General features: G+C 73.5%; 12 protein-coding genes. 9 read left to right on the top strand and 3 right to left on the bottom strand.

All coding sequences use genetic code 11. The features are described from left to right. Positions 1-99: 99 nt before the first annotated feature. Entirely contained in the window at positions 100-987 is an 888-nt protein-coding gene (locus tag ABEA77_RS23435) for a DUF1206 domain-containing protein (protein ID WP_425588369.1), read from the bottom strand. Positions 988-1351: 364 nt separating this feature from the next. On the opposite strand from ABEA77_RS23435, the gene ABEA77_RS23430 reads away from it, so the two are divergent. The 4 genes from ABEA77_RS23430 (at position 1352) to ABEA77_RS23415 (ending at position 5245) form a co-directional block, all read left to right on the top strand. Further along, positions 1352-1486, top strand: coding sequence for a hypothetical protein (locus ABEA77_RS23430; RefSeq protein ID WP_345650996.1), 135 nt, complete (start codon positions 1352-1354; stop codon positions 1484-1486). Between the two features lie 79 nt (positions 1487-1565). After that, positions 1566-2606, top strand: coding sequence for a 3-isopropylmalate dehydrogenase (locus ABEA77_RS23425; RefSeq protein ID WP_345650993.1), 1041 nt, complete (start codon positions 1566-1568; stop codon positions 2604-2606). Positions 2607-2846: 240 nt separating this feature from the next. Further along, positions 2847-3926 (top strand): branched-chain amino acid aminotransferase, encoded by a 1080-nt coding sequence (locus ABEA77_RS23420; protein WP_345650990.1) that lies wholly within the window; start codon positions 2847-2849, stop codon positions 3924-3926. Positions 3927-4123: 197 nt separating this feature from the next. After that, on the top strand, positions 4124-5245 hold the full coding sequence (locus tag ABEA77_RS23415) for an FAD-dependent oxidoreductase (RefSeq protein WP_345650987.1): 1122 nt from the start codon (positions 4124-4126) through the stop codon (positions 5243-5245). A 56-nt stretch (positions 5246-5301) separates the two neighbouring features. On the opposite strand, the gene ABEA77_RS23410 is transcribed toward ABEA77_RS23415, so the two are convergent. After that, on the bottom strand, positions 5302-6711 hold the full coding sequence (locus tag ABEA77_RS23410) for a cytosine permease (protein WP_345650984.1): 1410 nt from the start codon (positions 6709-6711) through the stop codon (positions 5302-5304). A 208-nt stretch (positions 6712-6919) separates the two neighbouring features. Here ABEA77_RS23410 and ureA point away from each other — a divergent pair, with 208 nt between their 5' ends. From ureA to cimA, 5 genes are all read left to right on the top strand, one after another. Further along, positions 6920-7666 (top strand): urease subunit gamma, encoded by a 747-nt coding sequence (gene ureA / locus ABEA77_RS23405; protein ID WP_345650981.1) that lies wholly within the window; start codon positions 6920-6922, stop codon positions 7664-7666. Between the two features lie 5 nt (positions 7667-7671). Continuing rightward, entirely contained in the window at positions 7672-9354 is a 1683-nt protein-coding gene (locus ABEA77_RS23400) for an urease subunit alpha (protein ID WP_345651027.1), read from the top strand. A gap of 83 nt (positions 9355-9437) precedes the next feature. Beyond that, positions 9438-10439 (top strand): agmatine deiminase family protein, encoded by a 1002-nt coding sequence (locus tag ABEA77_RS23395; protein WP_345650978.1) that lies wholly within the window; start codon positions 9438-9440, stop codon positions 10437-10439. 37 nt (positions 10440-10476) lie between these two features. Further along, positions 10477-11088 carry a TetR/AcrR family transcriptional regulator gene (locus ABEA77_RS23390; protein ID WP_345650976.1) on the top strand — a complete coding sequence of 204 codons (612 nt, stop codon included), beginning with the start codon at positions 10477-10479 and terminating at the stop codon, positions 11086-11088. Between the two features lie 218 nt (positions 11089-11306). Continuing rightward, the gene (cimA, locus tag ABEA77_RS23385; protein WP_345650973.1) at positions 11307-12917 is read left to right on the top strand and encodes a citramalate synthase; all 1611 of its coding nucleotides are present in this window, start codon (positions 11307-11309) and stop codon (positions 12915-12917) included. A gap of 69 nt (positions 12918-12986) precedes the next feature. Here the strand turns inward: cimA and ABEA77_RS23380 are convergent, their stop codons facing one another. Next, positions 12987-14852 (bottom strand): ricin-type beta-trefoil lectin domain protein, encoded by a 1866-nt coding sequence (locus ABEA77_RS23380; RefSeq protein ID WP_345650971.1) that lies wholly within the window; start codon positions 14850-14852, stop codon positions 12987-12989. Positions 14853-14913 lie beyond the last annotated feature (61 nt).

Below are 14913 nucleotides of genomic sequence, written 5' to 3'. Positions count from 1 at the left end.
CCCGGCCGTATCCGCCCGCGCCGTATCCGCCCGCGCCGTATCCGCCCGCGCCGTATCCGCCCGCGCCGTATCCGTATCCGCCCGTGCCGGGGACGCGGCTCAGGACACCCGGTGCCAGCGCGCCATGCCGAAGCAGTGCAGGCCGAACAGGGCGAGCCCGAGGGCGACGAGGCCGAGCAGCCACACCCCGGCGGGCGCGGCGGCGAAGGAGCGCAGCGTGTCGTCGAAGCCCTTGGCGCGGTCGGGGTCGTAGGCCGCGGCCGCCTCCAGCGCGAAGGCGCCGGCCGCCGCCACGGTCAGCCCGCGCGCCGCGCCGCCCGCCACCCCGGTCACGTCGACACAGACACGGGCCGCCCTGGACATCCGCGCGGGCCGCAGCTGCCTGCGGAAGCGCCGCAGCACCGCGAGCACCGCCATCCAGACGCCGGTCACCACGACGGCCGCGGCCAGCACCCCCACGATCCACCGCCCGCCCGGCACTCCGAGCGCCCGCGCCGTCACATCGCGGGACTGCGCGTCGCTCGCGCCGCTCCCGCTGCCGCGATCACCGAGCGCGAAGGCCAGCACGGAGTACGCGGCGAAGCCGTAGAACACGCAGCGCAGCGCGGACAGCAGCCGCAGCCGCACCGTGCGCCCGTCCACCGTCGCCGCGCCTGCCACCGCTTCCGACAGCCGCCACAGCGCCATTCCGGCCAGCCCGACGCCCACCGCCCACAGCAGCACCGCGCCGAACGGGGTGCCCGCGAGCTCCGCGAGCGCGCCGCCCCTGTCCGCCTGCTGCCCGCCGTGCCCGCCGTCGCCCGCGATCCGCAGCGCGAGCACCCCGATCAGCACGTAGATCGCCCCGCAGGCGGTGAAGCCCCAGCGGGCCGCCACCTCCATGGCCGGGCTGTCCGCCGCCCGCCGCGCCCCGTCGCCGCCGAGACGCCTCGCGCGGCGCCCGCCGAGCCGCCCGAACCGTCTGAGCCCCGCCGTCCATGCGCTCATGGCCACCCCTCCCGCGCGTTCTGCTGCCCCCGCGGGCCGCGCGGAAACGGCGGCCGCGGACGGCCCACGGCCGCGCCCGCGGGTTCCCCCGCCGCCCGCGCGGGAGCGTCCGTACCACCTGGAGGGTGCCGTCCGTCTCAGATAGTAGGAAGTCCGAGTAATGATGCAGACAGCGCGTACGGGCTCCCTTAGCGTGGAGAGTGCCGGACGTTGACGCTCCATCGAGCGGCGGCGGACGCGGACAGCCCCAGAGGCAGGCCACCCCTGCGGGGCGGGTCCCCCGCCCCTGGTTCCGGTCACCCCTCCGTGCGCCGCGCGCGCCCCGCCGCCGCGCGGCTCCAGCTGGCAGAAGGAGTCGATCCCCATGGCAGAGACGATCGTCCGCCGCACCCGGGTCCGCCACACCCCCCGCACGAGCGAGTCCGACCGCAGGAACGCGGCCGCCGCCCTCCAGCGCGCCCTCGACCGCAGGGACAACGGCGGGTCCACCGGCCACTGAGCCCCCGCGGGGGACCGGCCTCCCGTCCGTCATGTGGACGCCCGATGTCATCCTCTGGGACGCGCGCTAGGCTGCGGACATGTCTCGCAGCATCGATCTCGCAGTGATCCCCGGTGACGGCATCGGCAAGGAAGTCGTGGCCCAGGGCCTCAAGGTCCTGGAAGCCGTCCTGCCGCAGGACGTGAAGCTGGAGACCAAGCACTACGACCTCGGCGCGGGCCGCTGGCACCGCACCGGGGAGACCCTCCCCGACGAGGAACTCGAAGCGCTCAAGGCCCACGACGCCATCCTGCTCGGCGCCATCGGCGACCCGTCCGTCCCCTCGGGCGTGCTGGAGCGCGGGCTGCTGCTCAAGCTGCGCTTCGCCTTCGACCACTATGTGAACCTGCGCCCCTCGCGCCTCTTCCCGAACACCTCGTCGCCGCTCGCGGGAGACCCGTCGATCGACTTCGTCGTCGTGCGTGAGGGCACCGAGGGCCCGTACACCGGCAACGGCGGCTCGCTGCGCACCGGCACCCCCGCCGAGGTGGCCACCGAGGTCAGCCTCAACACCGCGTACGGCGTGGAGCGGGTCGTGCGCGACGCGTACGAGCGGGCCGACGCCCGCCCCCGCAAGAAGCTGACGCTGGTCCACAAGAACAACGTCCTCGTCTACGCGGGACACATGTGGAAGAACATCTTCGACCGCGTGGGCCGGGAGTACCCCGAGGTCACCACGGACTACCTGCACGTCGACGCCGCGACGATCTTCCTGGTCACCCAGCCCGAGCGGTTCGACGTGATCGTCACCGACAACCTCTTCGGCGACATCCTGACCGACCTCGCCGCCGCGGTCTCCGGCGGCATCGGCATCGCCGCGTCGGCGAACATCAACCCGGACGGCACCTTCCCGTCCATGTTCGAGCCGGTCCACGGCTCCGCGCCGGACATCGCGGGCCAGGGCAAGGCCGACCCCACGGCGACCGTGCTCTCGGTCGTCCTGCTCCTGCGCCACCTCGGCTTCGACGCCGAGGCCACCGCCGTCGAGGAGGCCGTCGCGGCCGACCTCACCGAGCGCGACGGGACCCCCCGCACCACCGACGAGATCGGCGACGCGCTCGCGGTACGCGTAGCGGGCTGACCCGACGGAAACACCACAGCCGCCGGGTGCACACCGCGCCCGGCGGCTGCCGCATGCCGCCACCGGGCGCACCACCCCCAGTGGCCGTACTCACCCTCCTCCCGCTCTCCGGCTGCCCCCGCACGCGTGATAATCGTGCTGCGACCGCTGTTCCCGGGGATACTCGGACGTCCTCGTAGTCGTGGGCGGCCAGGGGTGTGACGCGGTCCGCCACACACAACCGGTGAAGGACGATTACTGATGACCACGCCCACGATCGAGCTCAAGCCCTCGTCGAACCTGGTTCCCGCCGCCGAGCGCGAGCGCATCCTGGCCAACCCCGGTTTCGGCCGCCACTTCACCGACCACATGGTGACGATCAGCTGGACGGAGGGCCGCGGCTGGCACGACGCCCAGCTGGTGCCGTACGCCCCGCTGTCCATCGACCCCGCCAACATGACGCTGCACTACGCGCAGACGATCTTCGAGGGGCTCAAGGCGTACCGGCAGGCCGACGGCTCCGTCGCCACCTTCAGGCCCGAGGCCAACGCCCGCCGCTTCCAGCGCTCCGCCCGCCGCATGGCCATGCCCGAGCTGCCCGAGGAGCTGTTCGTCGCCGCATGCGACGCCCTGGTCAGGCAGGACGTCGACTGGGTCCCCGCGAGCGGCGAGGAGAGCCTCTACCTGCGGCCCTTCATGTTCGCCACCGAGGTCGGCGTCGGCGTGCACCCGGCCAACGAGTTCCTGTTCATCGTCATCGCCTCGCCCGCGGGCGCCTACTTCAGCGGCGGCGTGAAGCCGGTCTCGGTGTGGATCTCCGACGACTACGTCCGCGCGGCCCCCGGCGGCACCGGCGAGGCCAAGGCGGGCGGCAACTACGCCTCCTCGCTGCTGGCGCAGGCCGAGGCCACCGCCCACGGCTGCGACCAGGTGGTCTGGCTCGACGGTGTCGAGCGCCGGTGGATCGAGGAGATGGGCACCAACAACCTGTTCTTCGTCTACGGCGACAGGGTCGCCACGCCCGCCTTCTCCGGCTCCCTCCTCGCGGGCATCGTCCGCGACTCCCTCCTCACCATCGCCGCCGACCTCGGCTACGAGGTCGCGGAGGAGCGGATCTCCGTCGAGGACTGGCGCAGGGCCTCGGCGGACGGCTCGCTGACCGAGGTCTTCGGCTGCGGCACCGCCGCCGTCATCACCCCCGTCGGCCAGGTCAAGTCCAAGGCGGGCGACTGGACGGTCCCCGCGCCGGGCGAGGTCACCATGCGGCTGCGCAGGACGCTCCTCGACATCCAGACAGGCGCCGCCGAGGACGCCCACGGCTGGCTGCACCGCGTCGCCTGAACCACCCCGCAGGGCCGGCCGGGGACGCCCCGGCCGGCCCCGCGCGCACGCCGGGGCCAGGAGCGCCCGCCGCGAGCGGTGTCGGCGGGCTGTCGGGGGCGTCGGGAGGCTGTCGGCGCCCTGTCGACGGGGGCGGCGAACCTGGGGCAGAACCGCGGGGTGACCGCCCCGCGGGGCCCCGACAGGCAAGGAACCCCATGCGGACCCATGTCACGATCGTCGGCGCCGGGCTCGGCGGCCTCGTCCTCGCCCGCGTCCTGCACCTCCACGGCATCCCCGCCACCGTCTACGAGGGCGAGCCCTCGCCGACCTCGCGCGACCAGGGCGGGATGCTCGACATCCACGACGACAACGGCCAGCCGGCCCTGGAAGCGGCAGGACTCCTCGACGCGTTCCGCGGCGCGGTCCTCGAAGGCCGCCAGGCCGTCCGCGCGCTGACCCCCGACGGCACGGTCCTGTTCGACCAGCCCGACGACGGCACCGGAGGCCGCCCCGAGATCCAACGCGGCGACCTGCGGCGCATCCTGCTCGACTCGCTGCCCGAGGGCACCGTCCGCTGGGGCCGCAAGGTCGCCGGCGCCCGGCCCCTCGGCGGTGGGCGCCACGAGGTGGCCTTCGCGGACGGCACCACCGCCACCGCCGCGCTGCTGGTGGGCGCGGACGGCGCCTGGTCCAGGGTGCGACCGCTGGTCTCCGACGAGGTGCCCGCGTACGCGGGCACCTCCTTCGTGGAGACGTACCTCTTCGACGCGGAGACCCGGCACCCGGCCACCGCCAAGGCGGTCGGCGGCGGTTCGATGTTCGCGTTCGACACGAACGAGCGGTGGATGGGCGCGCACCACGAGAGCGGCGAGACACTGCACGCCTACGTCTCGCTCACCAGGCCGCTCGCGTGGTTCGACGCCGTCGACTTCACCGACGCCGCAGCGGCCACCGCGCGGATCGCCGCCGAGTTCGACGGCTGGGCGCCCGAGCTGACCGCGCTGATCACGGACTCCGACACGGCGCCCGTGCTGCGGCCCCTCCACGGGCTGCCGACCGGGCACCGCTGGGAGCGCACGCCGGGGGTCACCCTCGTCGGCGACGCGGCCCACCTCGCGCCCCCGGACGGCGAGGGCGCCAACCTGGCGCTCCAGGACGGCGCCGAGCTGGGGCTCGCCCTCGCCGCGCACCCCGGCGACACCGAGGCCGCGCTCGCCGCGTACGAAGAGGCAGTGTTCCCGCGTATCGCCGCGGCAGGGGAGGCGGCCGGGGCCTTCGGCGACGCGACCCTGGAGGACATGATCGGCTTCTTCAGCCGGGACAAGCAGGCGTCCTGAGCGGTGGTTCCCGGCCGTCCCGCCCGCCGCGTGCGGCGGGCGGGACGGGCGCGGCCTCAGGCCGACTCGCCCGCAAGGGCGGCCGCGGGCACCGGGGCCGTGCGCGTCAGCACCAGGTAGACCGCGCCGCCCGCGAGCCCCGAGAGCACGAACGAGCAGTCGATACCGCCCGTGAGCCGCAGCAGCGGCCCCTCGTACGGCGTCGAGACCCCGCACAGGCCGACCGCGGCGCCCACCGCCCAGGCGAGCGTGGCGCGCGGGTTCCAGCCGGCCCGGTACCAGTAGACGCCGCCCCGGCTGCGCCGGTTGAAGACCTGCAGCGCGTCGGCGTCGTACACCCCGCCCGTCCTGCGGTGGGCGATCAGGGTGATCACCGCCCAGGGCATGCCGACCGCGGTGAGCAGCAGTACGAAGGTGGTCATCGCGTTCTGCGCGTCCCACGCGAAGTGCCCCACGAAGACGAAGACGGTGGCGACGACGGCGACCACCAGGGTGGCCCGCACGCGGGTGGCGCGCGGCAGGATCGCGTCCAGGTCGAGGCCCATCGAGTAGAGCATCAGGCCGGAGTTGCCCACGGACCCCGCGAGCGCCACCACGAGCAGCGGCACCAGGTACCAGCCGGGCGACGCGGCGACCAGCGGTCCCGCGTAGTCGAGCGCCGCGTGCGCCGCGTAGGCCGTGTACGTGCCGAACAGCTGCGGCACCAGCAGCCCGGCGAACAGGCCCGCGCAGGTCGCCGCGTACACCGTGTGCCTGCCGTGGCGGCGCGGCGAGACATAGCGGGTGTAGTCGCCGAGCAGGGTGATGAAGGCGACCGGGCCGCTCAGGCCCGCCGTCACCGCCGACAGCAGCCAGGTCGGCCAGAACGAGCCGAGCAGGTACGGGGTGTGCGCGGGCGCCCGCGTCGTCAGGTGCGGCGCGTACGCGAACAGACCCGCGACCAGCAGGGCCGTCATGACGACCGCGAGCGCCTTGCTCATCCGCAGCAGCAGCTGGTAGCCGTAGACCGCGCCGACGACGGTGAGGGCGGCGAGCACCGCGTACACCGCGGTGTGCACGGCGCCGCCGGTCGGCAGCCCGGTCAGCCGGGCGAGCGTGGAGACCGTGACGTCTCCGCCGATCCACAGCGTCAGCGCCGTGTAGCCGAGCGAGAGCAGCAGCCCGACCACCGAGCCCACGAGGCGCCCGCGCACCCCGAAGGCGGCCCCGCTCGACGTGGACAGGTTGGTGCCGGTGCGCAGCGACACCAGCGCGAGCGGCGCGGTGACCACGACCCCGGCGACGGTCCCGGCCACGATCGAGGTGACGGCCCCGGCCATGCCGAGGCCGTAGGAGACCGGCAGCCAGCCGAAGATGACCACGCCGAGGCAGAGGTTGGACCCCAGCAGGATGCTCATCAGGTCGCGGGGGCCGCTGGTGCGTTCCCCTTCCGGGATGGTGTCGACTCCGCGCTGTTCCGTCGGCATGGGCGCTCTCCCTGGCACTGCGTGTGCGGCGATGTGGGGCGGTGTGGGCGATCAGCGGTGTGGGGTGGGGGACGCAGCGACACTGCGAGCCACTGAATTTGAGTGGTGCTCAATGTGACTCAGTCAGGCTCACCCGTCAATGTTTCCGACACATGACGTCCGTGGATTTCTCTGGTTAGAGTGTTGCTCGAAAGGGAGGTGTGGCCCGATGCGACTCACCCCGACGGAGCGTGACCGGCTGCTGCTGTTCGACGCCGCCTGTCTCGCCAGGGCCCGCAGGGCGCGCGGCCTGCGGCTCAACGTCCCCGAGGCCACCGCGCTGATCGCCGACACCGTCTGCGAGGCGGCCCGCGACGGGCTCTGGCTCGCCGAGGCGGTCGAGGCGGGGCGCGCCGTGCTCGGCCCGGGCGACGTGCTGCCCGGCGTCGCGGAACTCGTCACCGAGATCCATGTGGAGGCCGTCTTCGAGGACGGCTCGCGGCTCGCCGTCGTCCACGACCCGATCGGCGGCGACGGCGACCCGGCGCGCACCGCGCCGGGCGCGCTGCTGCCCGCGCCGCCACACCCGGGGCAGGCCCCCGCACGCACCGTGGCCGTGCGCAACACGGCCGCCGTACCGGTCAGCGTCACCTCCCACTTCCACTTCTTCGAGGCCAACCCGCGCCTGGACTTCGACCGTTCGGCCGCTTACGGGATGCGCCTCGCCGTCCCCGCGGGCTCCTCCGTGCGCTTCGCGCCGGGCGCCACCGAGCAGGTCGGCCTGCTGCCGGTCGGCGGCGACCGGATCGCGATCGGCTTCGCGGGCCTCGTCGACGGCCCGCTCGACGCCCCCGGCGCGCGGGACGAGGCCCTGCGCCGCGCCGCGGCCTGCGGCTACCTCGGCGCGCACGCCCCCGGACCGGCGCCGGGGCACGGGCCGGAGCGACCGAACACCACGGCGGAGGACGGCGGATGAGCCCCATGGACCCCGACGAGTACGCGGCCGTGCACGGCCCCCGCGCGGGCGACCGGATACGGCTCGGCGACAGCGGGCTCGTCGTCCGCGTGGAGTCCGACTCCCAGCGCCCCGGGGACGAGTTCCTCGCGGGCTTCGGCAAGACCGCGCGCGACGGCCTGCACCTGAAGGCCGCCGCCGTCCGCGACACCTGCGACGTCGTCATCAGCAACGTGCTGGTGATCGACGCGGTCGCCGGCATCAGGAAGGCGTCCATCGGCATCCGCGACGGCCGGATCGCGGCGCTCGGCAGGGCGGGCAACCCCGACACCCTCGACGGCGTGGACGTGGTCGTCGGCACCGGCACCACCATCGTCCCGGGCGAGGGCCTGATCGCCACCGCTGGCGCCGTCGACACCCATGTCCACCTGCTCTCCCCGCGCGTCCTGGAGGCGTCCCTCGCCTCCGGCGTCACCACCGTCGTCGGCCAGGAGTTCGGCCCGGTCTGGGGTGTCGGCGTCAACTCGCCCTGGGCGCTGCGCCACGCCTTCGGCGCCTTCGACGCCTGGCCCGTCAACATCGGCTTCCTGGCCCGCGGTTCGTCCTCCGAGCCGGCGCCCCTCGTGGAGGCGCTCGCCGAGGGCGGCGCCTGTGGCTTCAAGGTCCACGAGGACATGGGCGCCCACACCCGCGCCCTCGACACCGCGCTGCGCGTCGCCGAGGAGCACGACGTCCAGGTGGCCCTGCACAGCGACGGGCTGAACGAGTGCCTGACCGTCGAGGACACCCTCGCCGTGCTGGCGGGCAGGACCATCCACGCCTTCCACATCGAGGGCTGCGGCGGCGGCCACGTGCCCAACGTGCTGCGCATGGCGGGCGTCCCGAACGTCATCGGGTCCTCCACCAACCCCACCCTGCCGTTCGGCCGGGACGCCGTCGCCGAGCACTACGGCATGATCGTCTCCGTCCACGGCCTCAAGCCCGACCTGCCGGGCGACGCGGCGCTCGCCCGCGACCGGATCAGGGCGGGCACCATGGGTGCCGAGGACGTGCTCCACGACGTCGGCGCCATCGGCATCACCTCGTCCGACGCCCAGGGCATGGGCCGCGCGGGCGAGACCGTGCGCCGCACCTTCGCGACGGCCGCCGCCATGAAGGCCGCCCGCGGCCCCGCCGAGGGCGACGGGGACGGCGACGACAACGCGCGCGTCCTGCGCTACATCGCCAAGCTCACCGTCAACCCGGCCATCGCGCACGGCCTGGCCCACGAGGTCGGCTCCCTCGAAGCGGGCAAGCTCGCCGACATCGTGCTGTGGCAGCCGGGCTCCTTCGGCGCCAAGCCGCAGCTCGTACTGAAGTCGGGCTTTCCCGCGTACGGCGTCACCGGCGACCCGAACGCGGCCACCGACGACTGCCAGCCGCTCGTGCTCGGGCCGCAGTTCGGCGCGCACGGCGCCGCCCCCGCCGACCTGTCCGTCGCGTTCGTCTCCGGCGCGGCAGCCGCGCTCGGCGCCGACCTGATGCCGACGCGCCGCCGCCGCGTCGCCGTGCGCGGCACCCGCGGCATCGGCCCCGCCGACCTGGTACGCAACACCCGCACGGGCGAGGTACGGGTCGACGCGTCGACCGGCCGCGTCACCCTCGACGGCGACCCGGTGCGCGCAGAGCCCGTCGAGTCCGTGCCCCTCAACCGCCTCTACTTTCTCTGAGTGCCTCCGACACCCCTCCGCCGTCGCGGGGAGCGGCCGCTCCCCGCCATCACCGCCCTTCTGTGAGGACAGCCGTGTTCCGCATGCCGCCCGAATGGGCCCCGCACGAGCGCACCTGGATGGCCTGGCCCGGCCCCAACCCCACCTTCGACACCCCGCGGCGGCTCGCAGCCGCCGAGGCCGCCTGGGCCGAAGTGGCCCACGCCGTACGCCGGTTCGAACCGGTCACCGTCGTCGCGGGCCCCGGCGCCGCGGCCCGGGCCCGCGCGCTCCTCGGCCCGGACATCGACGTGGCGGAGCGGGAGCTCGACGACGCGTGGATGCGCGACATCGGGCCCACCTTCGTCAGCGACGGGCGCCGGCTCGCCGCCGTCGACTGGACGTTCAACGGGTGGGGCGCCCAGGAGTGGGCGCGCTGGGAGCACGACGCGAAGATCGCCGCCCACGTCGCCGACCTCGCGGGCGTCCCCGTCCACCCCTCACCCCTGGTCAACGAGGGCGGCGGCCTGCACGTCGACGGCGAGGGCACCGTCCTGCTCACCGAGACCGTGCAGCTCGGCCCCGAGCGCAACCCCGGCTGGACCAGGGAGCGCGTCGAGGCCGAGGTGCACGCGAGGCTCGGCACCACCAAGGCCGTCTGGCTGCCGCGCGGGCTGACCGCGGACTACGGCCGCTACGGCACCCGCGGCCACGTCGACATCGTCGCCGCCTTCGCCGCGCCCGGCGTCGTCGTCGCGCACACCCAGCCCGACCCCGCCCACCCCGACCACGAGCCGTGCGCGCGGATCGTGGAACTGCTGCGCGCCGCGACCGACGCGCGCGGTCGCAGGCTCGACGTGGTCGAGGTGCCCGCCCCGACCCGGCTCACCGAGGACGGCGCCTGGGTCGACCACTCGTACATCAACCACTACCTGTGCAACGGGGGCGTGGTGCTGTGCGCCTTCGACGACCCGCGCGACGCCGAGGCCGCCGCCGTCTTCCGCCGCCTCTTCCCCGGCCGCGAGGTCGTCCAGGTCGACGCGCGTACGGTCTTCGCGGCCGGCGGCGGCATCCACTGCGTCACCCAGCAGCAGCCGCTGCCCTGAGCAGGGCGGGCCGCCGCGCATCGGGTACAACGTACGGATGACCGTGTCGCCGCGCCGCCGCCACACCGCTCCGCCGCGCGAGGACGTGCTCGCCGCCGCCATGGACACCATCGCCGAGCACGGCCTCGACGCGCTGACCATGGCGGGGCTCGGCCGCGAGGTCGGCATGAGCAGCGGCCACCTCCTCTACTACTTCCGCACCAAGGACGAGCTGCTGCTGCGCACCCTGGAGTGGAGCGAGGGCCGGCTCGGCGCCGAGCGCAGCGCCCTGCTCTCGCGCCGGCAGAGCGCGGCGGAGCGGCTCGACGGCTATGTCGCCCTCTACCTGCCCGACGGCCACCGCGACCCGCACTGGACGCTCTGGCTCGAGGTGTGGAACAGCTCGCAGAACGCGCCGGACGACGCCCGTGACCGGCAGGCCGCCATCGAGGGCGCCTGGCACCGCGACCTGGTGGCACTGCTCGCCGAGGGGATCTCCCGGGGCGAGTTCCGCCCGGTGGACCCCGACAGGTACGCCACCAGGCTGCGCGCCATGCTCGACGGCCTGAGCATCCACGTGGTGGTCGGGCTGCCCGGCACCGGCCGCGCGGACGCCCTCGCCCACGTGCGCGAATTCCTCGGCCAGACCCTGCGAGCGCCCGCATCGTGAGACACCCGGTCCACCGGCGCTGAGCCGTGCCAGAATCGGACCGTGCTCTCGTTCGCCATCATTATCGGCAGCAGGCGCGCCGGTCCACGCTGACCGTCCCGTACCCCGACGTACGCGGCGGCACCCGTGCCACGACCCGCGCGCAGACCTCTCGCATCCGCGAGGGGTCTTTTCGTTTTCCGGCGGCTTCCACGCCACTGAGACCAGGAGCAACCCGCATGACCACGCACGCCACCGCACCCGACGACAGTTTCCACGTCTTCGACACGACGCTGCGCGACGGTGCGCAGCGCGAGGGCATCAACCTCACCGTGGCGGACAAGCTGGCCGTCGCCCGCTACCTGGACGAGTTCGGGGTGGGGTTCATCGAGGGCGGGTGGCCGGGCGCCAACCCGCGGGACACGGAGTTCTTCCAGCGCGCCCGCGAGGAGATCGACTTCCAGCACGCCCAGCTCGTCGCCTTCGGCTCGACCCGCAAGGCCGGCGGCACGGCCGCGGAGGATCCGCAGGTCAAGGGGCTCGTCGACTCCGGGGCCCCGGTGGTGACGCTGGTCGCCAAGGCGCACGACCGGCACGTCGAGCTGGCGCTGCGCACCACCCTGGAGGAGAACCTGGAGATGGTCAGGGACACCGTGTCGTACCTGCGTGGGCAGGGCCGGCGGGTGTTCGTGGACTGCGAGCACTTCTTCGACGGCTACCGCGCCAACCCCGGCTACGCGCTCTCCGTGGTCCGCACCGCCGCGGAGGCCGGCGCCGACGTGGTCGTGCTCTGCGACACCAACGGCGGAATGCTGCCCGCACAGGTCCACACGGTGGTGGCCGAGGTGCTCGCCGCGACCGGGGCACGGCTCGGCATCCACGCCCAGGACGACTCGGGGTGCGCGGTCGCCAACACCTTCGCCGCCGTCGACGCGGGCGCCACCCACGTGCAGTGCACGGCCAACGGCTACGGCGAGCGGGTCGGCAACTGCAACCTCTTCCCCGTGGTCGCAGCACTTGAGCTCAAGTACCGCCGGCGGGTCCTGCCGGACGGCGCGCTCGCCGAGATGACCAGGATCTCGCACGCCATCGCCGAGGTCGTCAACCTCGCCCCCTCCACCCACCAGCCGTACGTCGGCGTCTCGGCCTTCGCGCACAAGGGCGGCCTGCACGCCTCGGCGATCAAGGTCGACCCGGACCTCTACCAGCACATCGACCCCGAGGTCGTCGGCAACACCATGCGGATGCTCGTCTCCGACATGGCCGGCCGCGCCTCCGTCGAGCTGAAGGGCAAGGAGCTGGGATTCGACCTCAGCGGCGACCGCGACCTGGTCGGCCGGGTGGTCGCCGGGGTCAAGGAGCGCGAGCTGCAGGGCTACACGTACGAGGCGGCCGACGCCTCCTTCGAGCTGATGCTGCGCGCCGAGGTCGGCGGGCGCCCGGTGGCGTACTTCCGCACGGAGTCCTGGCGGGCGATCATCGAGGACCGCCCCGACGGCAGCCACGCCAACGAGGCCACCGTCAAGCTGTGGGCCAAGGGCGAGCGGATCGTCGCCACCGCCGAGGGCAACGGCCCCGTCAACGCCCTCGACCTCGCCCTGCGCCTCGGTCTCGAACGGATCTACCCGCAGCTCGCGGGGTTCCGGCTCGCCGACTACAAGGTCCGCATCCTGGAGGGCAGGCAGGGCACCGAGTCCATCACGCGCGTGCTGATCACCACCTCGGACGGCGGCGCCGAGTGGTCCACCGTCGGCGTCGGCGAGAACGTGATCGCGGCGTCCTGGTACGCCCTGGTCGACGCGTACACCTACGGGCTGCTGCGGGCCGGGGTCGAGCCGGCCGGGGACTGACCGGCCGCGCGGGCCGGGGCGCGCACGCCCCGGCCCGCGGCCTTCGTCGCGGGGATCCCCCGCCCGGTCCTACTGGAAGGTCCACTTCTGGTTGGCCGCGCCCGTGCACGACCACAGCTGCACCGGAGTGGAGTTGGCCGACGACTGGCCGGTCACGTCGAGGCACTTGTCCGCCGCGGTGTTGACGACGTCGCCCGCCGCCTCGACCCGCCACTGCTGCGCCCCCGTGCCGTTGCAGTCGTAGAGCTGCACCTTGGCCCCGTTCGCGGTGGATGCCGCGCTGACGTCGAGGCACTTGCCGAGCGCCTTGACCGTGCCGTCCGAGCCGACCGACCACTGCTGCGCGGCGGTGCCGTTGCAGTCGTAGAGGTCTACGGCCGTCCCGTTGGCGCTGTTCGCTCCCGCGGCGTCCAGGCACTTTCCCGCGAGGCCGTGAAAGGTGCCCGTCTTCGCGGACGGACCACCTGCCTGGGTGCCCGACCACGTGAAGGTGGCGGACGTGTGCGCGGGGACGGAGTAGGAGAAGTTCTCCCCGCCCCAGTTGACGCGGACCTGCTGGGCCGAGCCCGAGCCGTTGTAGGCGACGAGCGCCTTGGACCCGTCGGGGTTCTGGAAGGCCACGTTCGGCAGCGAGCCGGACGCGGTCGAGTCGATCCGGGTGGCGCCCGGCTTCACGAACTTGGTGAGCTGGCCCATCGTGTAGTACTCGACGGTGTAGTCGACCTGGCCGCTGCCGTCGTTGTGGACGGTGACGAGCCCGGTGCAGGTGCCGCAGCCGCCGTTGTGCGGACCCATGTTCTGGTCCACGGCGAGCGACCACTTCACCCAGCTCTGGCCCCAGTTGCGGAAGTAGTCGACGAGGTTGTTCATGTCCTCGTTCTGCTGGTTGCCGATCCACGTGCCGCCGGAGTGCTCGGTGTCGAACGCGGGCACGTCCGGGTACTGGTTGTGCACCGTCGTCTGCACGTCGATGTGGCCCGTGTAGCCGTGGTAGGCGATGCCGCCGAAGTTCGGGTGGTTGCGGATCGCGGCGTCGTCCACGCTGGGCGCGGCGAACGACTGGTACGAGTCCGGGTTCCAGTCCAGCGCGAGGACCTTGGTCTTCAGCCCGGCGCCCTGGAGCGCGGGCAGCAGGTCGTTCTTGGCGAAGTACGCGAGGCCCGAGCCGTTCCAGTTCATCCCCGGGTAGTCCGCGCCGACCGTCGGCTCGTTCTGCTCGGAGACGTAGTCGACCGGTATCCCGGCGGCCTGGTAGCCCTGGATGTACTTCACGAAGTACTGGGCGTAGGCGCCGTAGTACTGCGACTGGAGCCAGCCCTGGTTGTAGCTGTTGTTGTCCTTCATCCACGGCGGGGCCGTCCACGGCGAGGCCATCACCGTCAGCGCCGGGTTGAGCTGCCCCGCCTGCTTGGTCAGCGGGATCACGTCGGCCTGGTCGTGCGCGAGCGAGAACCGCGACAGGCTCGGGTCGGCCGCGCCGTCGTCGTACGTGTAGCTGTTGCGCGCCAGGTCGGAGGCGCCCATCGGGTTGCGCAGGAAGCTGACGCCGATGCCGTTCGTGGGCGAGAACAGCTTGTTCATCACGTCGGTGCGGGTCGCCTGGGAGAGCGCGCCGCTGGAGTTCATCAGCCACGCCGCGGTGTCCGTGAAGGACGCGCCCGCGCCGGTGAACTTCTGGTACTTGGTGTTCTCGTCGACGGTGATGTTGGTGCCGCTGCCGCCCGTCCCCGACTGGAAGGAGACCGGGGTCTGCTGCTGGAGGCCGCGGGTGACATGCCGGCCGCCGGAGTCGTCGGTGCTGGTGAGGGTGATGTTCACCTGCTCGTTCGCGGCCTGGGCCGGCGCGGCGGCGAGACCGGTGAGGCCCACGGTGGCCAGCGTGCCCGCGAGCGCGACGCTCGCGAGCCGCCGACCGGGGCCGGACGTTCTCTGCATGGGGGCTGCCCTTCTCGACACTGAGGTGGGGGACCGATGGAGGGTGCGGCGTGAGTGAACT

It is taken from the genome of Streptomyces tremellae (genome assembly GCF_039540215.1).
Lineage (GTDB): Bacteria > Actinomycetota > Actinomycetes > Streptomycetales > Streptomycetaceae > Streptomyces > Streptomyces tremellae.
Note: the sequence above shows the minus strand (reverse complement) of the source record. Positions and strands in the feature narration are given on the sequence as shown.